14 protein-coding genes are annotated in these 14944 nt (G+C 62.0%); 7 read left to right on the top strand and 7 right to left on the bottom strand.

The window, feature by feature from the left end; genetic code table 11:
* Window positions 1-23 precede the first annotated feature (23 nt).
* Together ACOQOT_RS08935 and ACOQOT_RS08940 are read left to right on the top strand one after the other, a co-directional pair.
* Complete coding sequence (locus tag ACOQOT_RS08935) at window positions 24-1385, top strand: glutamine synthetase family protein (RefSeq protein ID WP_420558957.1); 1362 nt, start codon at window positions 24-26, stop codon at window positions 1383-1385.
* Window positions 1382-2773, top strand: a complete 1392-nt coding sequence (locus tag ACOQOT_RS08940; protein WP_420558958.1) for an aldehyde dehydrogenase family protein — start codon at window positions 1382-1384, stop codon at window positions 2771-2773. Before ACOQOT_RS08935 ends, ACOQOT_RS08940 begins: the two co-directional genes overlap by 4 nt.
* Window positions 2774-2781: 8 nt before the next feature.
* Here the strand turns inward: ACOQOT_RS08940 and ACOQOT_RS08945 are convergent, their stop codons facing one another.
* Window positions 2782-3198, bottom strand: a complete 417-nt coding sequence (locus ACOQOT_RS08945) for a hypothetical protein (protein WP_420558959.1) — start codon at window positions 3196-3198, stop codon at window positions 2782-2784.
* A gap of 126 nt (window positions 3199-3324) precedes the next feature.
* Between ACOQOT_RS08945 and ACOQOT_RS08950 the strand changes: the two genes are divergently transcribed.
* Window positions 3325-4488, top strand: coding sequence for an iron-containing alcohol dehydrogenase (locus ACOQOT_RS08950; RefSeq protein WP_420561932.1), 1164 nt, complete (start codon window positions 3325-3327; stop codon window positions 4486-4488).
* 85 nt (window positions 4489-4573) lie between these two features.
* On the top strand, window positions 4574-5440 hold the full coding sequence (gene panC / locus ACOQOT_RS08955; protein ID WP_420558960.1) for a pantoate--beta-alanine ligase: 867 nt from the start codon (window positions 4574-4576) through the stop codon (window positions 5438-5440).
* Between the two features lie 145 nt (window positions 5441-5585).
* Here panC and ACOQOT_RS08960 read toward each other — a convergent pair whose 3' ends face one another.
* Genes ACOQOT_RS08960 through ACOQOT_RS08970 form a run of 3 tightly spaced genes read right to left on the bottom strand, consistent with a single transcriptional unit; the run spans window position 5586 to window position 9646 of the window.
* Window positions 5586-6020: a DUF1489 family protein gene (locus tag ACOQOT_RS08960; protein WP_420558961.1), complete on the bottom strand. Its 435-nt coding sequence runs from the start codon at window positions 6018-6020 to the stop codon at window positions 5586-5588.
* Complete coding sequence (locus ACOQOT_RS08965) at window positions 6017-8032, bottom strand: acetyl/propionyl/methylcrotonyl-CoA carboxylase subunit alpha (protein ID WP_420558962.1); 2016 nt, start codon at window positions 8030-8032, stop codon at window positions 6017-6019. The genes ACOQOT_RS08960 and ACOQOT_RS08965 overlap by 4 nt, the downstream gene beginning before the upstream one ends.
* A 6-nt stretch (window positions 8033-8038) precedes the next feature.
* Window positions 8039-9646 carry a carboxyl transferase domain-containing protein gene (locus ACOQOT_RS08970; protein WP_420558963.1) on the bottom strand — a complete coding sequence of 536 codons (1608 nt, stop codon included), beginning with the start codon at window positions 9644-9646 and terminating at the stop codon, window positions 8039-8041.
* An 84-nt stretch (window positions 9647-9730) separates the two neighbouring features.
* Between ACOQOT_RS08970 and ACOQOT_RS08975 the strand changes: the two genes are divergently transcribed.
* Entirely contained in the window at window positions 9731-10126 is a 396-nt protein-coding gene (locus ACOQOT_RS08975; protein ID WP_420558964.1) for a nuclear transport factor 2 family protein, read from the top strand.
* Between the two features lie 3 nt (window positions 10127-10129).
* Window positions 10130-11104, top strand: coding sequence for an alpha/beta hydrolase family esterase (locus ACOQOT_RS08980; RefSeq protein WP_420558965.1), 975 nt, complete (start codon window positions 10130-10132; stop codon window positions 11102-11104).
* On the opposite strand, the gene ACOQOT_RS08985 is transcribed toward ACOQOT_RS08980, so the two are convergent.
* Both ACOQOT_RS08985 and ACOQOT_RS08990 read right to left on the bottom strand, forming a co-directional pair.
* Window positions 11101-11901 (bottom strand): class I SAM-dependent methyltransferase, encoded by an 801-nt coding sequence (locus ACOQOT_RS08985; RefSeq protein ID WP_420558966.1) that lies wholly within the window; start codon window positions 11899-11901, stop codon window positions 11101-11103. The two genes, ACOQOT_RS08980 and ACOQOT_RS08985, sit on opposite strands and share 4 nt — an antisense overlap.
* A 3-nt stretch (window positions 11902-11904) precedes the next feature.
* A complete protein-coding gene (locus ACOQOT_RS08990) occupies window positions 11905-13098 on the bottom strand; it encodes an acetyl-CoA C-acyltransferase (RefSeq protein ID WP_420558967.1) in 1194 nt (397 codons plus the stop codon).
* Between the two features lie 78 nt (window positions 13099-13176).
* On the opposite strand from ACOQOT_RS08990, the gene ACOQOT_RS08995 reads away from it, so the two are divergent.
* Complete coding sequence (locus ACOQOT_RS08995) at window positions 13177-14064, top strand: phosphatase PAP2 family protein (protein ID WP_420558968.1); 888 nt, start codon at window positions 13177-13179, stop codon at window positions 14062-14064.
* Here ACOQOT_RS08995 and ACOQOT_RS09000 read toward each other — a convergent pair.
* Window positions 14061-14837 carry a thioesterase family protein gene (locus ACOQOT_RS09000; protein ID WP_420558969.1) on the bottom strand — a complete coding sequence of 259 codons (777 nt, stop codon included), beginning with the start codon at window positions 14835-14837 and terminating at the stop codon, window positions 14061-14063. The two genes, ACOQOT_RS08995 and ACOQOT_RS09000, sit on opposite strands and share 4 nt — an antisense overlap.
* Window positions 14838-14944 lie beyond the last annotated feature (107 nt).

Consider the following 14944-nt stretch of genomic DNA (forward strand, 5'->3'; position numbering starts at 1 on the left):
ATAGAGGCGGATCAGGAGGGGTCATGCGGGGAATGCTCAGCGTCGATCAATTGTCCGATCTCGTCGCCTCGGGAGAGATCGACACGGTCATTACCTGCATGCCGGATATGCAGGGCCGGCTGGTCGGCAAACGCATGACGGGCAGCTTCTTCCTCGATAGCGCCATCAAGGAATCCCATAGCTGCAATTACCTGCTCACCGTCGACATGGATATGGAGCCGGTGCCCGGCTACCGCTCGGCAAGCTGGGAGAAAGGCTATGGCGACTTTGCGCTGAAGCCGGATCTTTCCACCTTGCGGCGCATTCCCTGGCTGCCCTGCACGGCACTGGTGATCTGCGACACGCTGGATCACAACGGCGAGGATATTCCCACCGCGCCGCGCGCCATCCTCAAGAAGCAGCTGAAGCGTCTGGCCGAAAAAGGCATGACGGCCAAAATGGCCTCGGAGCTTGAGTTCTTTCTCTTCGACGACAGCTACCGCGAGGCGCATGAAAAGCGCTACCACGACCTGCAAACCGCCTCCTGGTATATCGAGGATTATCACGTCTTCCAGACGTCGAAGGAAGAAGGCGTGATGCGCGCCATCCGCAACGGGCTGGAAGGCGCAGGCATTCCCGTCGAAAACTCGAAAGGCGAATGGGGGCCGGGCCAGGAAGAAGTCAATGTGCGCTATGCCGAAGCGCTCGACATGGCGGACCGGCATGTGATCCTAAAAAACGGCATCAAGGAAATCGCCCATCTGCACGGCAAGTCCGTCACCTTCATGGCGAAATGGCATTACGATCTGGCGGGCAATTCCTGCCATATCCATTCCTCGCTCTGGGATGCAAAAAACGACACGCCGCTTTTCAAACCTGAAAAGGACGGCGAGATGACACCGCTCTTCAAACAGTTCATTGCGGGCCAGCTGAGCGCGCTGCAGGAGATCAGCTATTTCCTCGCCCCTTACGTCAATTCCTACAAGCGCTTCGCCAATCTCTCCTTCGCGCCGACCAATGCCGTCTGGAGCCGGGACAATAGAACGGCGGCGCTGCGCGTTTTGGGGCACGGGGCCGGCACGCGGGTGGAAACGCGCGTGGGCGGCGCGGACCTTAATCCCTATCTTGCCTATGCGGCCATTCTTGCCGCCGGGCTCGACGGCATCGAACGAGGGCTGGAGCTAGGTGATGAATTTCAGGGTGATGCATACACGAAGGAAGGTATTCCCTCCCTCCCCCGCAATTTGCGCGATGCGCTGAGCGCGCTGGAGGGCTCAAAAATGCTGCGCGCTGCCTTCGGCGACGAGGTGATCGAGCATTACCTTCATACCGGACGCTGGGAACAATATGAGTATGAGCGCCGTATAACAGACTGGGAGCTGGTGCGAGGGTTCGAACGCGGATGACGAAGAAGCTCGAAGTCATATCCCCTGTCGATGGGTCGCTTTACGCCGAGCGGGAGCTGGCGGATGAGCGCGCCGTCATTGCTCTGCTTCACTCGGCCAAGAAAGCCCAGCAGGCCTGGGCGAAAGTGCCGCTGGAGGAACGCGCGCATCTTTGCACGCGCTTCGTCGATGCCTTTTGCGCGATGAAAGACGAGATCGTGCCCGAACTTGCCTGGCAGATGGGCCGGCCTGTCGCGTTCGGCGCTGGCGAGGTGGCAGGTTTCGAGGAGCGCGCGCGGGCGATGATAGTGCTTGCGAAAGAAGCGCTCTCTCCTTACGTGCCCTCCGCCAAGGAAGGCTTTACACGCTATATCAAACGCGAGCCGCTGGGCGTTGTGCTCACCATTTCTGCCTGGAACTATCCTTATCTCATCGCCGTCAATTCCATTGTCCCTGCGCTCATGGCGGGCAATACAGTGGTGCTGAAAATGTCCCACCAGACACCGCTTTGCGCCGAGCGCCTGGCGCTTGCCATGGAAAAAGCGGGCGCGCCGGACGGCATCTTCCAGATCGTCCATATGGACCATGTGACGGCGGCCAAGGCCGTCGCCCATCCGGATGTGAATTATGTCGCCTTTACCGGCTCGGTGAGCGGGGGCGCGGCCATCGAGCGGGCCGCGACGGGGCGCTTCATCGGTGTGGGGCTCGAGCTTGGCGGCAAGGACCCGGCCTATGTGCGCGCCGATGCAAACCTTATCCATGCGGTGGAAGGGCTGGTGGACGGCGCCTTTTTCAATTCCGGCCAATCCTGCTGCGGCATCGAGCGCATTTATGTGCATGAAAAACTCTATGGCGACTTCATCGACGCCTTCGAAAGCCTGACCCGCCAATATGTGCTGGGCGATCCGCTGGACCCGGAAACGACGCTCGGGCCCATGGTGCGGCCGGGGGCGGCGGAATTCGTGCGCGGGCAGATCACGGACGCGGTCCGTGCCGGTGCGCGCTCGCTGATCGACGAGGCGGAATTTCCCGCTTCCCGCCCCGGCACCGCCTATCTTTCCCCGCATGTGCTGACGGATGTCACGCACAAGATGAGCCTGATGCGGGATGAGACCTTCGGGCCCGCCGTCGGCATCATGAAAGTCGCCTCCGATGAAGACGCGCTGCAGCTGATGAATGACAGCCCTTACGGGCTCACCGCCTCCATCTGGACGGAAGACGAAGAAGCCGCCATCCGGCTCGGCGACGGTATCGAGACCGGCACGGTTTTCATGAACCGGTGCGATTATCTCGATCCTTATCTCGCCTGGACGGGCGTCAGAGACTCAGGCCATGGCTGCACGCTCTCGCCCTTCGGCTATGAAGCGCTGACGCGGCCGAAATCCTATCACCTGCGCACGAAGACCTGAGGCGTATCTCAGGCACTCGCCGTCCGTCCGAAATACTCCCGCATCGTGGCCGAGCCGAAGAGAAAGAGCGTGATCGCGATATAGGCCGCATATTCCAGCGCCATGGCAAGCCAGCGCCCGTCATGAACGAGAAACTGTGTCGTCTCGATCAGGCAGACCAGCGCCATGGCGCCATAGCCTGCGACGGTGGCAGGCGGTGTAAGCGGCCAGCGATAGAAAGTGCCGAGCAGAAAGACGATGGACGTGTACAGCACGGAGAGCCAGTGCCCGATCAGCATGAGCGGCGGGAACAGCGGATTGGTGATGGGGGTCCATGGCACGTCGCCGAGCAGGAGTTCCGCCGTGCCCATCAGTGCCCATATAAGCAGCCCGGCATGCAGGAGGACGAGCCCTGCAAGAACCGCCTTGGCAAGTTTCTGCCCCATATATTCTCCTCCCTTTTCAGTTGCCCCGCCTGCTGCGATACTCCCCATGCAGCCTGCATAAAAGCCTAGCACAGTGCCACGGACGGCACTCAACCTTCCGGACAGCGACAGATGGACGATCCCTATATTTCCCTTCAGGCGGCCTGGTCCTACCCCACGGCCACACGGTTTGGCGCCGGGCGGATCAAGGAGCTCAGCGCCGTTTGCGGTGCGCACGGCGTGCGCCATCCGCTTATCGTCACCGATCCGGGCCTTGCCGGTCATGAGATGATCGCCGCCGCGCTGAACGATCTTGAGGAAGCCGGACTTTCGCCCGCTCTCTTTTCAGCCATTCAAGGCAACCCGGTGGGCGCGAATGTGGAAGCGGGCCTTGCCGCCTACCGCGCAGGCCGCCATGACGGGGTGGTCGCTTTCGGGGGCGGCAGCGCGCTCGATGCGGGCAAGGCCATTGCCTTCATGAGCGGGCAGACGCGCCCGCTTTGGGATTTCGAGGACCGGGAGGACTGGTGGACCCGCGCCGATGCGAGCGGGATCGCGCCCGTCATTGCCGTGCCGACCACCGCGGGCACGGGCTCTGAAATGGGCCGCGCCGCCGTCATCACCGACGAGCGCGACCACACGAAGAAAATCATCTTCCATCCCAAAATGCTGCCCGTGGAAGTCATCTGCGATCCGCAGCTCACCTGCGCCCTTCCCGCCAATATCACAGCGGCAACGGGCATGGACGCGCTCTCCCATTCCCTTGAGGCCTATTCAAGCCGCATCTGGCATCCGATGAGCCAGGGCATTGCGCTCGAAGCCATGCGCCTGGTGCATCGCTGGCTGCCCGAAGCGGTGAAGGACGGGGAAAACGTCGCCGCCCGTGCCCGCATGATGGCCGCCTCCTCCATGGGCGCGGTCGCCTTTCAAAAAGGCCTCGGCGCGATGCATGCAATGAGCCATCCCTGCTCCTCTCTTTGCGGCACCCATCACGGGCTCACCAATGCCGTCGTCATGCCTTATGTACTGCTCCATAACCGTCGCGCCATTGCCTATAAGATCGATGCGCTGGCGCGGTATCTCGATCTGCCGCGCCAGGATTTCGCAGGCTTCCTCGACTGGGTAGTGGAGCTGCGCCAGAAGATCGGCATTCCGGCGACGCTCGCCGAAATCGGCGTGACAAGCGATCTCATTCCCCGCCTTGCCGCCATGGCGCTGGAGGACCCGTCAAACGGGGGCAATCCGGTGGAGATGGATCAGGGCGCTTATGAAACGCTTTTCCAAAAGGCGATCGACGGCGATCTGAGCTGAGCCGCCCGGCCTTCAAGTTCAATTGTCCCGCGCTCGGCGATTATGTATGGTCCGGCCCGGTTGAACGGCCTTTGGGGAGAGAGTGATGGCGCTCGACATGCAATATGGAATTCCGGTCGCCCGCACCATCGCGGAGTTGCGCGAAACAGTGAACGCCTGGCGCAAGGAGGGATTGCGCGTCGGTTTCGTGCCCACCATGGGCGCGCTGCATGAGGGCCATCTCTCGCTGGTCGATCTGGCGGGCGCGGATACGGACCGGGTCGTCGTGTCGATCTTCGTCAATCCGACGCAGTTCGCCCCCGGTGAGGATTTCGAAGCCTACCCGCGCACGGAAGCGGCGGATGCGGAAAAGCTTTCCGCCCGTGCTCATCTCATCTTCGCGCCCAGCGCGGCGGAAATGTATTCACCCGATTTTTCGACGAGCGTCCATGTCATGGGCGTGACGGAAGATCTCGACGGCGCGGCGCGGCCCACCCATTTTGCCGGGGTGGCGACGGTCGTCACGAAACTGCTGCTCGCAGTTCTGCCCGACAAGGCAGTGTTCGGCGAGAAAGACTATCAGCAGCTTCTCACCATCAAACGCATGGTGCGCGATCTCAATATCCCGGTGGAAATCATCGGTGGGCCGACGCACCGCGAGGAAGACGGCCTCGCCCGCTCCTCCCGCAATGCCTATCTGAGCGCCGAGGAACGCCAGTCCGCCGGCAAGCTTAACGTCATCCTGCGCGAAACCGCCCATGCGGTCGCCAAAGGCGCGCCCATTGCCGCGGCAACGCAGGCCGGCATTACCGCGATCAAGGAAGCGGGCTTTCAAAGCGTCGATTACCTGGAAGTGCGCAACGCCGAGACGCTGGAGCCCTTTACCGGCGGCAAGCCCGACGCGCCCGCGCGCATTCTCGTCGCCGCCCGGATCGGCAAGACGCGGCTGATCGACAATATGCCGGTGGAGTGAGAGACCGCCACACCTTCATATGGCGCTGCCTTCCATGGACCCCGGGACAAGCCCGGGGTGACAATCGGTATGTGTTGAAAGGCAAGGCGCATACGTTATCGCACGCGTGTCACCCCGGGCTTGTCCCGGGGTCCACAAAAAACGCCTAAAGCAGCCCGAGCGCGCGTAGTTCGGCGCGCATTTCAGGGGGCATGTCGCCTGCCGCGCCTTCTCCGCTCACATCTTCCGGCGCATCTTCCACCTTTAGATAACGCCAGCCCTGGAAGGGACGCCGGGCGCGCAGTTCCGTTTGCACAACTTCCGGATCGAGCACCAGGCGGCAGCGGCGGATACCTTCTTCATCGGTAAAGGTTTCGATGTCCAAAAGCCGCTGGCGGCAGCGGACGGAGCCCTTCATCACCCAGTAAAGCGAGCCGCCATCCAGAAGCTCGTCGGCGCGCTTCGGCACCATGCGGGTGATATGCGCGATATCATCGGGCAGGCCCGCCTCACGCTTTTGCTGGCGGCGCATGGCCTGCCATTTCACCAGTTCGTCCGGCTCCTCGACGCCAACGCATAATTTGATCAGATGCAGTGTCACGCATTCTCCTCGAAGGTCAGCAAGACGGCGCCCCCTTCGACCTGATCCCCCGCCTCGACATTCACCGCGCCGACCGTGCTTTCGCCCGCCGCCTGCAGCGTCTGCTCCATCTTCATGGCCTCCAGCACAATGAGCGCATCGCCCTTGCGCACCTTCTGGCCGGCTTTGGCAAGCACCTGAATGATCTTGCCCGGCATGGGCGCGGTGAGCGCGCCGCTGCCCGCCTCATCGGCAAGATCGACATCGAGCGGATTGGGCCGCGCGAACTCGAAAGCCGCACCGCGCCACATCAGAGTAAAGCCGTCTTTCAGCTCGATTACACCGGCAGAAAGCCGCTTGCCATCCACAAGCGCGTGAAGCGTGCCGTCGTCATCGAGGCTGCCTTCCACGTAAAGATGCTGGTCTTCCGCCGTCACCTGCCAGCCATGGCGGTGGGCCCGCAGCTCAAGTTCCAGCGCCTCCCCGCCGAAAAGCAGCGTCAAGCGCTCGGTGCGCGGCCCGCCCAGCACCCAGCCGTCTTTGAGCGCCCAGGGGGAATGATAATCCTCCCCGAGAAGGGCAAGTTCTTCCGGCCCTTCCTCACGCGCCAAAACCTCATGCAGCGCGGCAAGCGCCAGGACATCGGCGCCGGGGCGCACGCCCGCAGGCACCAGCGCTTCCAGGTGCCGGTCGATAAAACCCGTGTCGATTTCCCCGTCCCCGAAGGCCTTGTTACCCGCCACGGCGGCAAGAAAGGAGACATTGCTTTTCAGCCCGGCGATCTGGGTTTCCTCAAGCGCGGTTTTAAGGCGGCGCAGCGCCCCTTCGCGCGTTTCATCCCAGACGATAAGCTTGGCGATCATGGGATCGTAGAACATCGAGACCGCATCGCCCTCGCGCACGCCCGTGTCGATGCGCACGAAGTCGGTTTCCTCGGCAAGGCGCAGCCGGTGCAGCGTGCCGGTGGAAGGGAAGAATTTCTTCGCCGGGTCTTCGGCGTAAATCCGCGCCTCAATGGCATGGCCCTGAATTTCAAGATCGCTCTGCATCGCGGGCAAGGGCTCGCCTGCGGCAACGCGCAGCTGCCATTCGACAAGGTCCTCACCGGTGATCATCTCGGTAACGGGATGCTCCACCTGCAGGCGGGTATTCATTTCCATGAAGAAGAATTTATCCGCGCTGAGCCCGCCCGAGGCATCGGCGATGAACTCGATCGTACCCGCCCCTTCATAGCCGATGGCCTTGGCCGCGGCGACCGCCGCCTCGCCCATGGCCCGGCGCATGTCTTCGGGCATGCCGGGCGCCGGTGCCTCTTCCAGCACTTTTTGGTGGCGGCGCTGCAAGGAACAGTCGCGCTCGAAAAGATAAACCGCCTCGCCATGGCTATCCGCGAAGACCTGAATTTCGATATGGCGGGGCTGCGTGACGAATTTTTCGATCAGCACGCGCTCATCGCCGAACGCGGACGCGGCCTCGCGCTGTGCCGATTGCAGCGCTTTGTCGAACTCCGCCGCCGCCTCGACCTTGCGCATGCCCTTGCCGCCGCCGCCCGCCACCGCCTTGATGAGGACGGGATAGTCGATCTTCTCCGCTTCCGCTTTCAGGAAAGCGGGGTCCTGATTTTCGCCGTGATAGCCGGGCACGACGGGCACGCCGGCCTTTTCCATCAGAGCTTTTGCCGCATCTTTCAGCCCCATCGCCTTGATGGCACTGGCGGGCGAGCCGACAAAGACAATGCCCGCCTTGGCGCAGGCTTCCGCAAAGGCGGCGTTTTCGGAGAGAAAACCGTAACCCGGGTGAATAGCCTCCGCGCCCGATTTCCTGGCGACATCCAGAATCTTCTCGGCAACGAGATAGCTTTCATTCGCAGGCGACGGGCCGATGTAATAGGCCTCATCCGCCAGCGCCACATGCAGCGCGTCGCGGTCGGCATCGGAGAAAACGGCGATCGTGCGCAGACCCATGGCTTTCGCGCTGCGCATGACGCGCACGGCAATTTCGCCCCGGTTGGCTATGAGCAGGGAATTGAACATGAAACCTCACATCCTGAAGACGCCGAAGCGGGTTTCGGGAATGGGCGCATTGAGCGAAGCGGAAAGGGAGAGCGCCATGACGCGGCGGGTTTCTTCCGGCGTGATGATGCCGTCATCCCAAAGCCGTGAGGTGGCGAAATATGGATGCCCCTCTTCCTCATATTGCCCGCGAATGGGCGCCTTGAAGGCTTCTTCATCTTCCGCGCTCCAGCTTTCCCCGCGCGCTTCCATGCCGTCCCGCTTGACCGTGGCAAGGACGCTGGCCGCCTGCTCCCCGCCCATGACGGAGATGCGCGAATTCGGCCAGGCGTAAAGGAAGCGCGGCGAGTAAGCCCGCCCGCACATGCCGTAATTGCCCGCGCCGTAGGAGCCGCCGACAAGCACGGTGAATTTCGGCACCTGAGCGGAGGCGACCGCCGTCACCATCTTCGCCCCGTCCTTGGCGATGCCGCCCGTTTCATATTGGCGGCCCACCATGAAGCCGGAAATATTCTGCAGGAAAAGCAGCGGAATGCGCCGCTGGCAGCACAGTTCGATGAAATGCGCCGCTTTCAGCGCGGACTCCGAAAAGAGAATGCCGTTATTGGCGATGATGCCGACGAGATAGCCGTGAATATGAGCAAAGCCCGTCACCAGCGTCGTGCCGTATAGCTTTTTGAATTCGTCGAATTCCGAACCATCCACCAGCCGGGCAATGACTTCGCGGATGTCATATTGGATGGAGAGCGAATAAGGCACGATGCCATTCAGTTCCGCCGGATCGTAAAGCGGATCGCGCGGCGCGCTGAGCGGAATGGCGATGCTCTTCTTCCGGTTCAGCGTCGCAATGATGCGCCGCGTAATGGCAAGCGCATGGGTGTCGTCCTGAGCGTAATGGTCCGTCACGCCGCTTTTGCGCGAATGAACGTCCGCCCCGCCCAGATCCTCGGCGCTGACCACTTCGCCCGTCGCCGCTTTGACGAGCGGCGGGCCGCCCAGAAAGATCGTGCCCTGCTGGCGCACGATCACCGTCTCGTCCGACATGGCCGGCACATAGGCCCCGCCCGCCGTGCACGAGCCCATGACCACCGCGATTTGCGGAATGCCCTTGGCGGACATATTGGCTTGGTTAAAAAAGATCCGCCCGAAATGCTCTTTATCCGGAAAAATCTCGGCTTGGTTCGGCAGGTTCGCCCCGCCCGAATCTACCAGATAGATGCAGGGCAGATGGTTCTGCAGCGCGACTTCCTGCGCGCGCAAATGCTTCTTCACCGTTTCAGGATAATAGGTGCCGCCCTTGATCGTCGCATCGTTGCAGACGATGACGCATTCCTGCCCCGAAACGCGGCCGATCCCTGTGATGATGCCTGCCGCATGAATATCCCCGCCATAAAGCCCGTGGGCGGCCATGGGCGACAGTTCGAGGAAAGGTGTGCCGGGATCGATCAATCCCATCACCCGCTCGCGCGGTAAAAGCTTGCCGCGTGAAACGTGGCGTTCACGCGAGCGCTGATCGCCGCCGCCCGCATGTTTTTCACGCTGGCGGGAAAGGTCTTCAAGAATCCCCTGCATGCTGGCAAGGTTTTCCTGATAACGTTCATCGCGGGTCGAGATGGAGCTTTTAAGAACGGCCATTTGCCGCATGCCTCCGTTTATCGTTCTGGCGGCGCGTGGTAGAATAGTTCGTGACGCTAACTACTTTGGGGGGAGCATAGCCACATGTTAGCTGAAGCCAAGACTTTTCTGGACCGCTGGCACGGGTACATGAAAAAGCCCGATCCGGCCCTTCTGGACGGCTTGCTCGCCGAAAACGCCTCGATTTCCTCCCCCGCTTACTTCAAACCCAAACAGTCTAAAGCCTATGTGGCGGCCATTCTAACGGCGGTGAACGAGGGCTTCGAGGATTTCCGCTACACAAAAGAGTGGGTCGACGGGCGCGAGATGATTCTCGAATTCGAGGCGCGCATCGGCGAAACCCAGCTCAAAGGTATCGACCGGATCACGGTGGATGGCGAAGGCCGCCTTCAGCATATCGAAGTGCTGATCCGCCCGCTCAACGGCCTCATCGCTTTGGCCGAGCACGTCAAAGCCTGTCTTGCAAAGGAAGCTGCCTGACCCATGCGCGCGCTTAAAATCATCGCCGTTACGCTTCTGATCGTCATCATCGCCATTGGGGTGATGTATCAATATTACCTGGGCTCCGACCTTGTGGCCGAGCCGCGCCTTGAAGGCGCGCTCACCGAACACACGCTTTCTCATGGCGGCAAGGAGCGCAGCTACCGGCTCTATACACCGAAGGAAGTTGCCGCTGACCCGCCGGTGGTTTTCGTGCTGCATGGCTCGGACGGGGATGGCAACCGCATCCGTGCGCTCACCGCCTATGAGTTCGACAAGGTCGCCGATACCCATGGCGCGCTCATCGTTTATCCGGACGGCTATGAGCGGCACTGGAACGATTGCCGCGCGGCGGGCCCTTATGCGGCGAATGAGGAAAATATCGACGATGTAGGCTTTCTGCTCGCCATTGCCGAAAAGCACGGGAGCCCGCACGGCACGCCCAAGCTCTTTGCCACCGGCCTTTCCAATGGCGGGCACATGGCCTACCGGCTGGCGCTAGAAGTACCCGAAGCCATGACCGGCATTGCCGCCATTGCCGCGAACCTGCCTGCGGAAAGCAATATGGACTGCACGGAACAGCCCGGCAGCACGGCGGTGCTGGTGATGAACGGCACGGCGGACCCGGTCAATCCTTATGCAGGCGGCACGGTTTCGCTTTTCGGCACGGGCAACCGGGGCATGGTGCTTTCCACCGAAGCCACGACCGAGTTCTGGGCGAAGAAAGCCGGTCAGGACACCACCATCGCCGTTCACTACGACGACACGGTGGAGGATGGCACACGGGCCGCGGAAATCGCCTGGAAAGACCCCGGCAAACCGCCTGTCGCTAATCTGACGCTGATCGGCGGCGGCCACACGATCCCGCATCCCGATCAGCGCATGCCGCGCCTCCTCGGCCCCACCGCCCATGACATTAATGGGCCGGAAGAAATCTGGAAGTTCTTCGAGGAAGCGATGGCCGCACGCGGCAATTAGTCAGCCTTACTTGCAAGCAGCGTATAGGAGAGCGGGAACTGCGCGTCCCGCTCTTCGTATTTGTGCCAGGCAACAGCTATGTCATGGGCATATTCTTCAAAATGCCGGATGACGAAACCCGCCCCGATCACCGCATTGAAAATATCCGACAGCGGATGCGGGAAAGAATAATGCACCGCGCCCTCATAAGCCTGCCCGCTCCAGTAATCGAGCCCGTCCGCCTCGGCAAAAGGCTCCCGGCGGAAATAGGAATGAACGGGCGTGAAGGCTGCCTCCCCCTCAAGCCCCGGCTCGAACATGTCGATGATGGGGTGCTTATCATAAAGGAAAAGTTGGCCGCCCGGCGCGGCAAGGCGGGCCGCCACCGCGAAGAACGCAGCAAGGTCCGGCATCCAGCAGAGCGCGCCGATGGAGATGTAAATGAGATCGAAAGCGCCGTCATGTTCCGGCCCGACCTCGTAAATGTCGCTGGCGATAAATTCCGCCTCGGCGCCCGCCGCTGCCTTCAGCTCGTTCGCCTGGGCAATGAATTCAGCCGAGATGTCGAAACCGGCGCAGCCGCGCGCACCCAGCGCCTCAAGCGATAAAAGCTCGCGGCCATTATTGCAGCAAAGCTGGGCGACACGTTTACCGGCAATGCCGGCGCGGGTCAGAAGAGCGGTTTCGGTGGCATCGAGACACGAAAAACCCGGCGTGCGGAACGAGGCAAGAAGGCGTTCCTGATTATGCCTGGCATGATAAGGCGCCGCCTCGTCCCAGGCCCTGGCGTTAGCCGCCGTGATCTCCGCGCGTTCCATCCATTATTGCAGCCGTTCCACCGCAAGGGCCACGGCTTCGCCGCCGCCAATGCACAAGGAAGCCACACCTTTCTTGGCATCGCGCTTTTCGAGCGCGTTGAGCAGGGTCACGAGAATGCGCGCGCCCGACGCGCCGATGGGATGGCCGAGGGCGCAGGCGCCGCCGAACACATTCACCTTGTCATGAGGCAGATCGAGCTCCTGCATCGCCGCCATGGTGACACAGGCAAAGGCTTCATTGATCTCGTAAAGATCGACGTCGCCCGCGCTCCAGCCCGTGCGCTCCAGAAGCTTTTTCATGGCTCCCACCGGGGCGGTGGTGAACCAGGCCGGTTCCTGCGCATGGCCGGCCTGTCCGCGAATGGCGGCAAGCGGCGTCAGCCCGCGCTTTTCAGCGTCCGACAGGCGCATGAGAACGAGCGCCGCCGCCCCGTCCGAAATGGAGCTGGAATTCGCCGCCGTCACCGTGCCGTCCTTGGCGAAGGCGGGTTTCAGATTCGGGATCTTGGAGGGGTCGGCTTTCAGCGGCTGCTCGTCGTCTTTCACCACGCTTTCGCCTTTGCGGGTCTTCACCGTTACTTGCGCAATCTCCGGCGCGAAGGAACCGTCCTTCGTTGCTTTTTGTGCGCGGGCAAGCGACTCGATCGCATAAGCGTCCTGCGCCTCGCGGGTGAACTGATAATGCTGCGAGGTCGCCTCGGCGAAAACGCCCATGGCCGTGCCTTCATACGCATCTTCCAGCCCGTCGAGGAACATGTGATCCTTCACCTCGCCGTGGCCCATGCGCATGCCCCCACGGGCATTGGGCAACAGGTACGGCGCATTGGTCATGCTTTCCATGCCGCCCGCGATCATCACATCGCCCCGGCCGAGCGCGATGGCGTCATGCGCCAGCATCACGGCTTTGAGGCCCGAGCCGCAGACCTTGTTGATGGTCGAGCAGGCGGTGCCGTCCTCGAGACCGGCATTGCGGATCGCCTGGCGGCCCGGCGCCTGCTTGGCGCCTGCGGGCAGCACACAGCCCATGAACGCTTCATCCACATCGCCAGCGCCCAGCTTTGCCCGCGACACGGCTTCCTTCACCGCGATGGTACCGAGCTCAGGGCCCGAAAGCGGCGCCAGAGCCCCCTGAAACCCGCCCATCGGCGTGCGCGCGGCGGAGACGATGACGATCGGATCGCGTTCGGACTGGGACATATGCAAACCTCACTGATATGGTCGGTACCGTTTGGGGCGAGACCCTACACCAAAAAATAAAAAAGAGGGAGAGCGGGGTTGGAGAGCTTTCTTCACGATTTGAGCTGGGTGCTGCCGCTGCGCAGCGACACGGCGACGCCGGTGTTCCAGGCCTTCACCTGGGCCGGATACACCACGTTTTACATCATTCTTCTGGCGCTCGGGTACTGGATGCTGGGTAAGACAATGTTCGCCCGGCTTGCCGTGCTGGTCGGCATTTCCGCATTGATCAATGCATTTTTGAAGGATTTCTGGCAGGACCCGCGCCCGGCAGATGCCTTCCGCCTCGACCATGCAGTGGGCGAATCCTACGGCATGCCCTCGGGCCATGCGCAGGTATCGCTGACGACCTGGGGCTTTCTGGCGCTGAGTGTCCGCCAGACCTGGGCCTGGATCGGCGCTGGCATCATGATTGCCGGGATCGCGTTTTCCCGGCTCTATCTCGGCGTCCACGATGTGGAGGACATTCTGGCGGGCTGGGCCATCGGGATCGTGGTGCTAGGCGCTTTCGTCTGGTTCCTGCGGGCCCATGATCACCGCTGGCACAATCTGCATTGGAGCTTCCAGCTCGTGCTGCTGGCCATTCTGCATGGGGCGGCCTGGTTCTTCTGGCCGGGCGGGCCGAGCGAGGCTTTTGCCATTTGCGCGCTGCTGGCCGGCTGGTGGCTGGCGATCCTTGCGGACAAGAACTTCATCGCCTTTCAGCCCCGGAGCGAATGGTGGGCACGCGGGCTCACGGGCCTTATCGGCATTGCCGGGCTCTTCGCGCTTTCGGCCGCCTGGGGGAAAGCCGCCGCGGCCATCGGCCTTGGCGACATTGCGGCAGGTTACGCGCGCACGCTCATCATCGCGCTTTATATCGGGGCCATCGCCCCGCCGCTCTTTCAGCTCATGCGCCTTGCCGAAAAGAAACCGGAGGCCGCCTAACGCGGCCTCACCACAAGATGCTGCCTTGCCGTGCCGAAATAGCCGCTCTTATCGGCGAGCTTACCCATGGCAAGGCAGCCCCCTTCCCCATCGAGCCAGCTTTCCGCATCGAGCAATACCCACTCGCCTTGCGGATAGCGGATAAGATCGATGGTGAGGTCCGCATTCACGAAGGTCCATTTCGTGAAATCGAGCGCCGAGGATTGGCCGTTGCAAAAATCCCCGCTCGCCACTGCGCGCATGAGCGGGCTGATCTCCTCTCCCTCCACCATGGGCCGGACAAGCCGGTACCAGACGGCGGCAGGGCCCGGCGTGCGGAAAGAGCCTTTCGCCTGGCGCACCCAAAGCCCCGTCACGAAGGGGCTTGTGCCAGAGAACACGTCTTTCTCTTCGGGAAGATCGTCGGCATAGGGAAGCTCAAGCGCGGGCGGCTGGCTGAGCGCGGGCGTATCGACCTTCTGCTTACGCACGGCAAGCACGCTGGCGCAGACCGTCTCTTTCCCGCCTTGCACGATACGGATATCGAGCACTTTGATCTGCCGTCCTTCACGGACCGGCGTGATGCGCAGGTCCATCGGCGCAATCGGCACCGGGCGCATCAGATCGATGGTCAGCCGCGAGACGAGAAAATCTTCATCATCGATATAGCGCTCCGCCGCCCGCGCGATCAGCGAGGACGGGGCCGAGCCGTGCTGCATGCCCGGGTCCCAGGGCCCCGCCGCGTCAGAGGTGGGAATGATGAGATTATTCTCTTCGGAAAAAATCGCACGCATGAGCACTCCTTGCCGGTTTATGCCGGTCTTATTTGGGCAAGCGGAGAGAAGAAACAACTATTTGCGGGGTAAGCGCAAAGCGCTTTGCGTTTTCCTGCCGTTCCTCG

Source organism: Tepidicaulis sp., from assembly GCF_965222285.1.
Lineage (GTDB): Bacteria > Pseudomonadota > Alphaproteobacteria > Parvibaculales > Parvibaculaceae > Tepidicaulis.

Bases quoted from the DNA above. Each gene is read 5' to 3' on its own strand.
- ACOQOT_RS08970 (WP_420558963.1), bottom strand. From the start codon at position 9,646: ATGGCCGTTCTTAAAAGCTCCATCTCGACCCGCGATGAACGTTATCAG.
- ACOQOT_RS08945 (WP_420558959.1), bottom strand. From the start codon at position 3,198: ATGGGGCAGAAACTTGCCAAGGCGGTTCTTGCAGGGCTCGTCCTCCTG.
- ACOQOT_RS08975 (WP_420558964.1), top strand. From the start codon at position 9,731: ATGTTAGCTGAAGCCAAGACTTTTCTGGACCGCTGGCACGGGTACATG.
- panC (WP_420558960.1), top strand. From the start codon at position 4,574: ATGGCGCTCGACATGCAATATGGAATTCCGGTCGCCCGCACCATCGCG.
- ACOQOT_RS08985 (WP_420558966.1), bottom strand. From the start codon at position 11,901: ATGGAACGCGCGGAGATCACGGCGGCTAACGCCAGGGCCTGGGACGAG.
- ACOQOT_RS09000 (WP_420558969.1), bottom strand. From the start codon at position 14,837: ATGCGTGCGATTTTTTCCGAAGAGAATAATCTCATCATTCCCACCTCT.
- ACOQOT_RS08980 (WP_420558965.1), top strand. From the start codon at position 10,130: ATGCGCGCGCTTAAAATCATCGCCGTTACGCTTCTGATCGTCATCATC.
- ACOQOT_RS08935 (WP_420558957.1), top strand. From the start codon at position 24: ATGCGGGGAATGCTCAGCGTCGATCAATTGTCCGATCTCGTCGCCTCG.
- ACOQOT_RS08990 (WP_420558967.1), bottom strand. From the start codon at position 13,098: ATGTCCCAGTCCGAACGCGATCCGATCGTCATCGTCTCCGCCGCGCGC.
- ACOQOT_RS08940 (WP_420558958.1), top strand. From the start codon at position 1,382: ATGACGAAGAAGCTCGAAGTCATATCCCCTGTCGATGGGTCGCTTTAC.
- ACOQOT_RS08965 (WP_420558962.1), bottom strand. From the start codon at position 8,032: ATGTTCAATTCCCTGCTCATAGCCAACCGGGGCGAAATTGCCGTGCGC.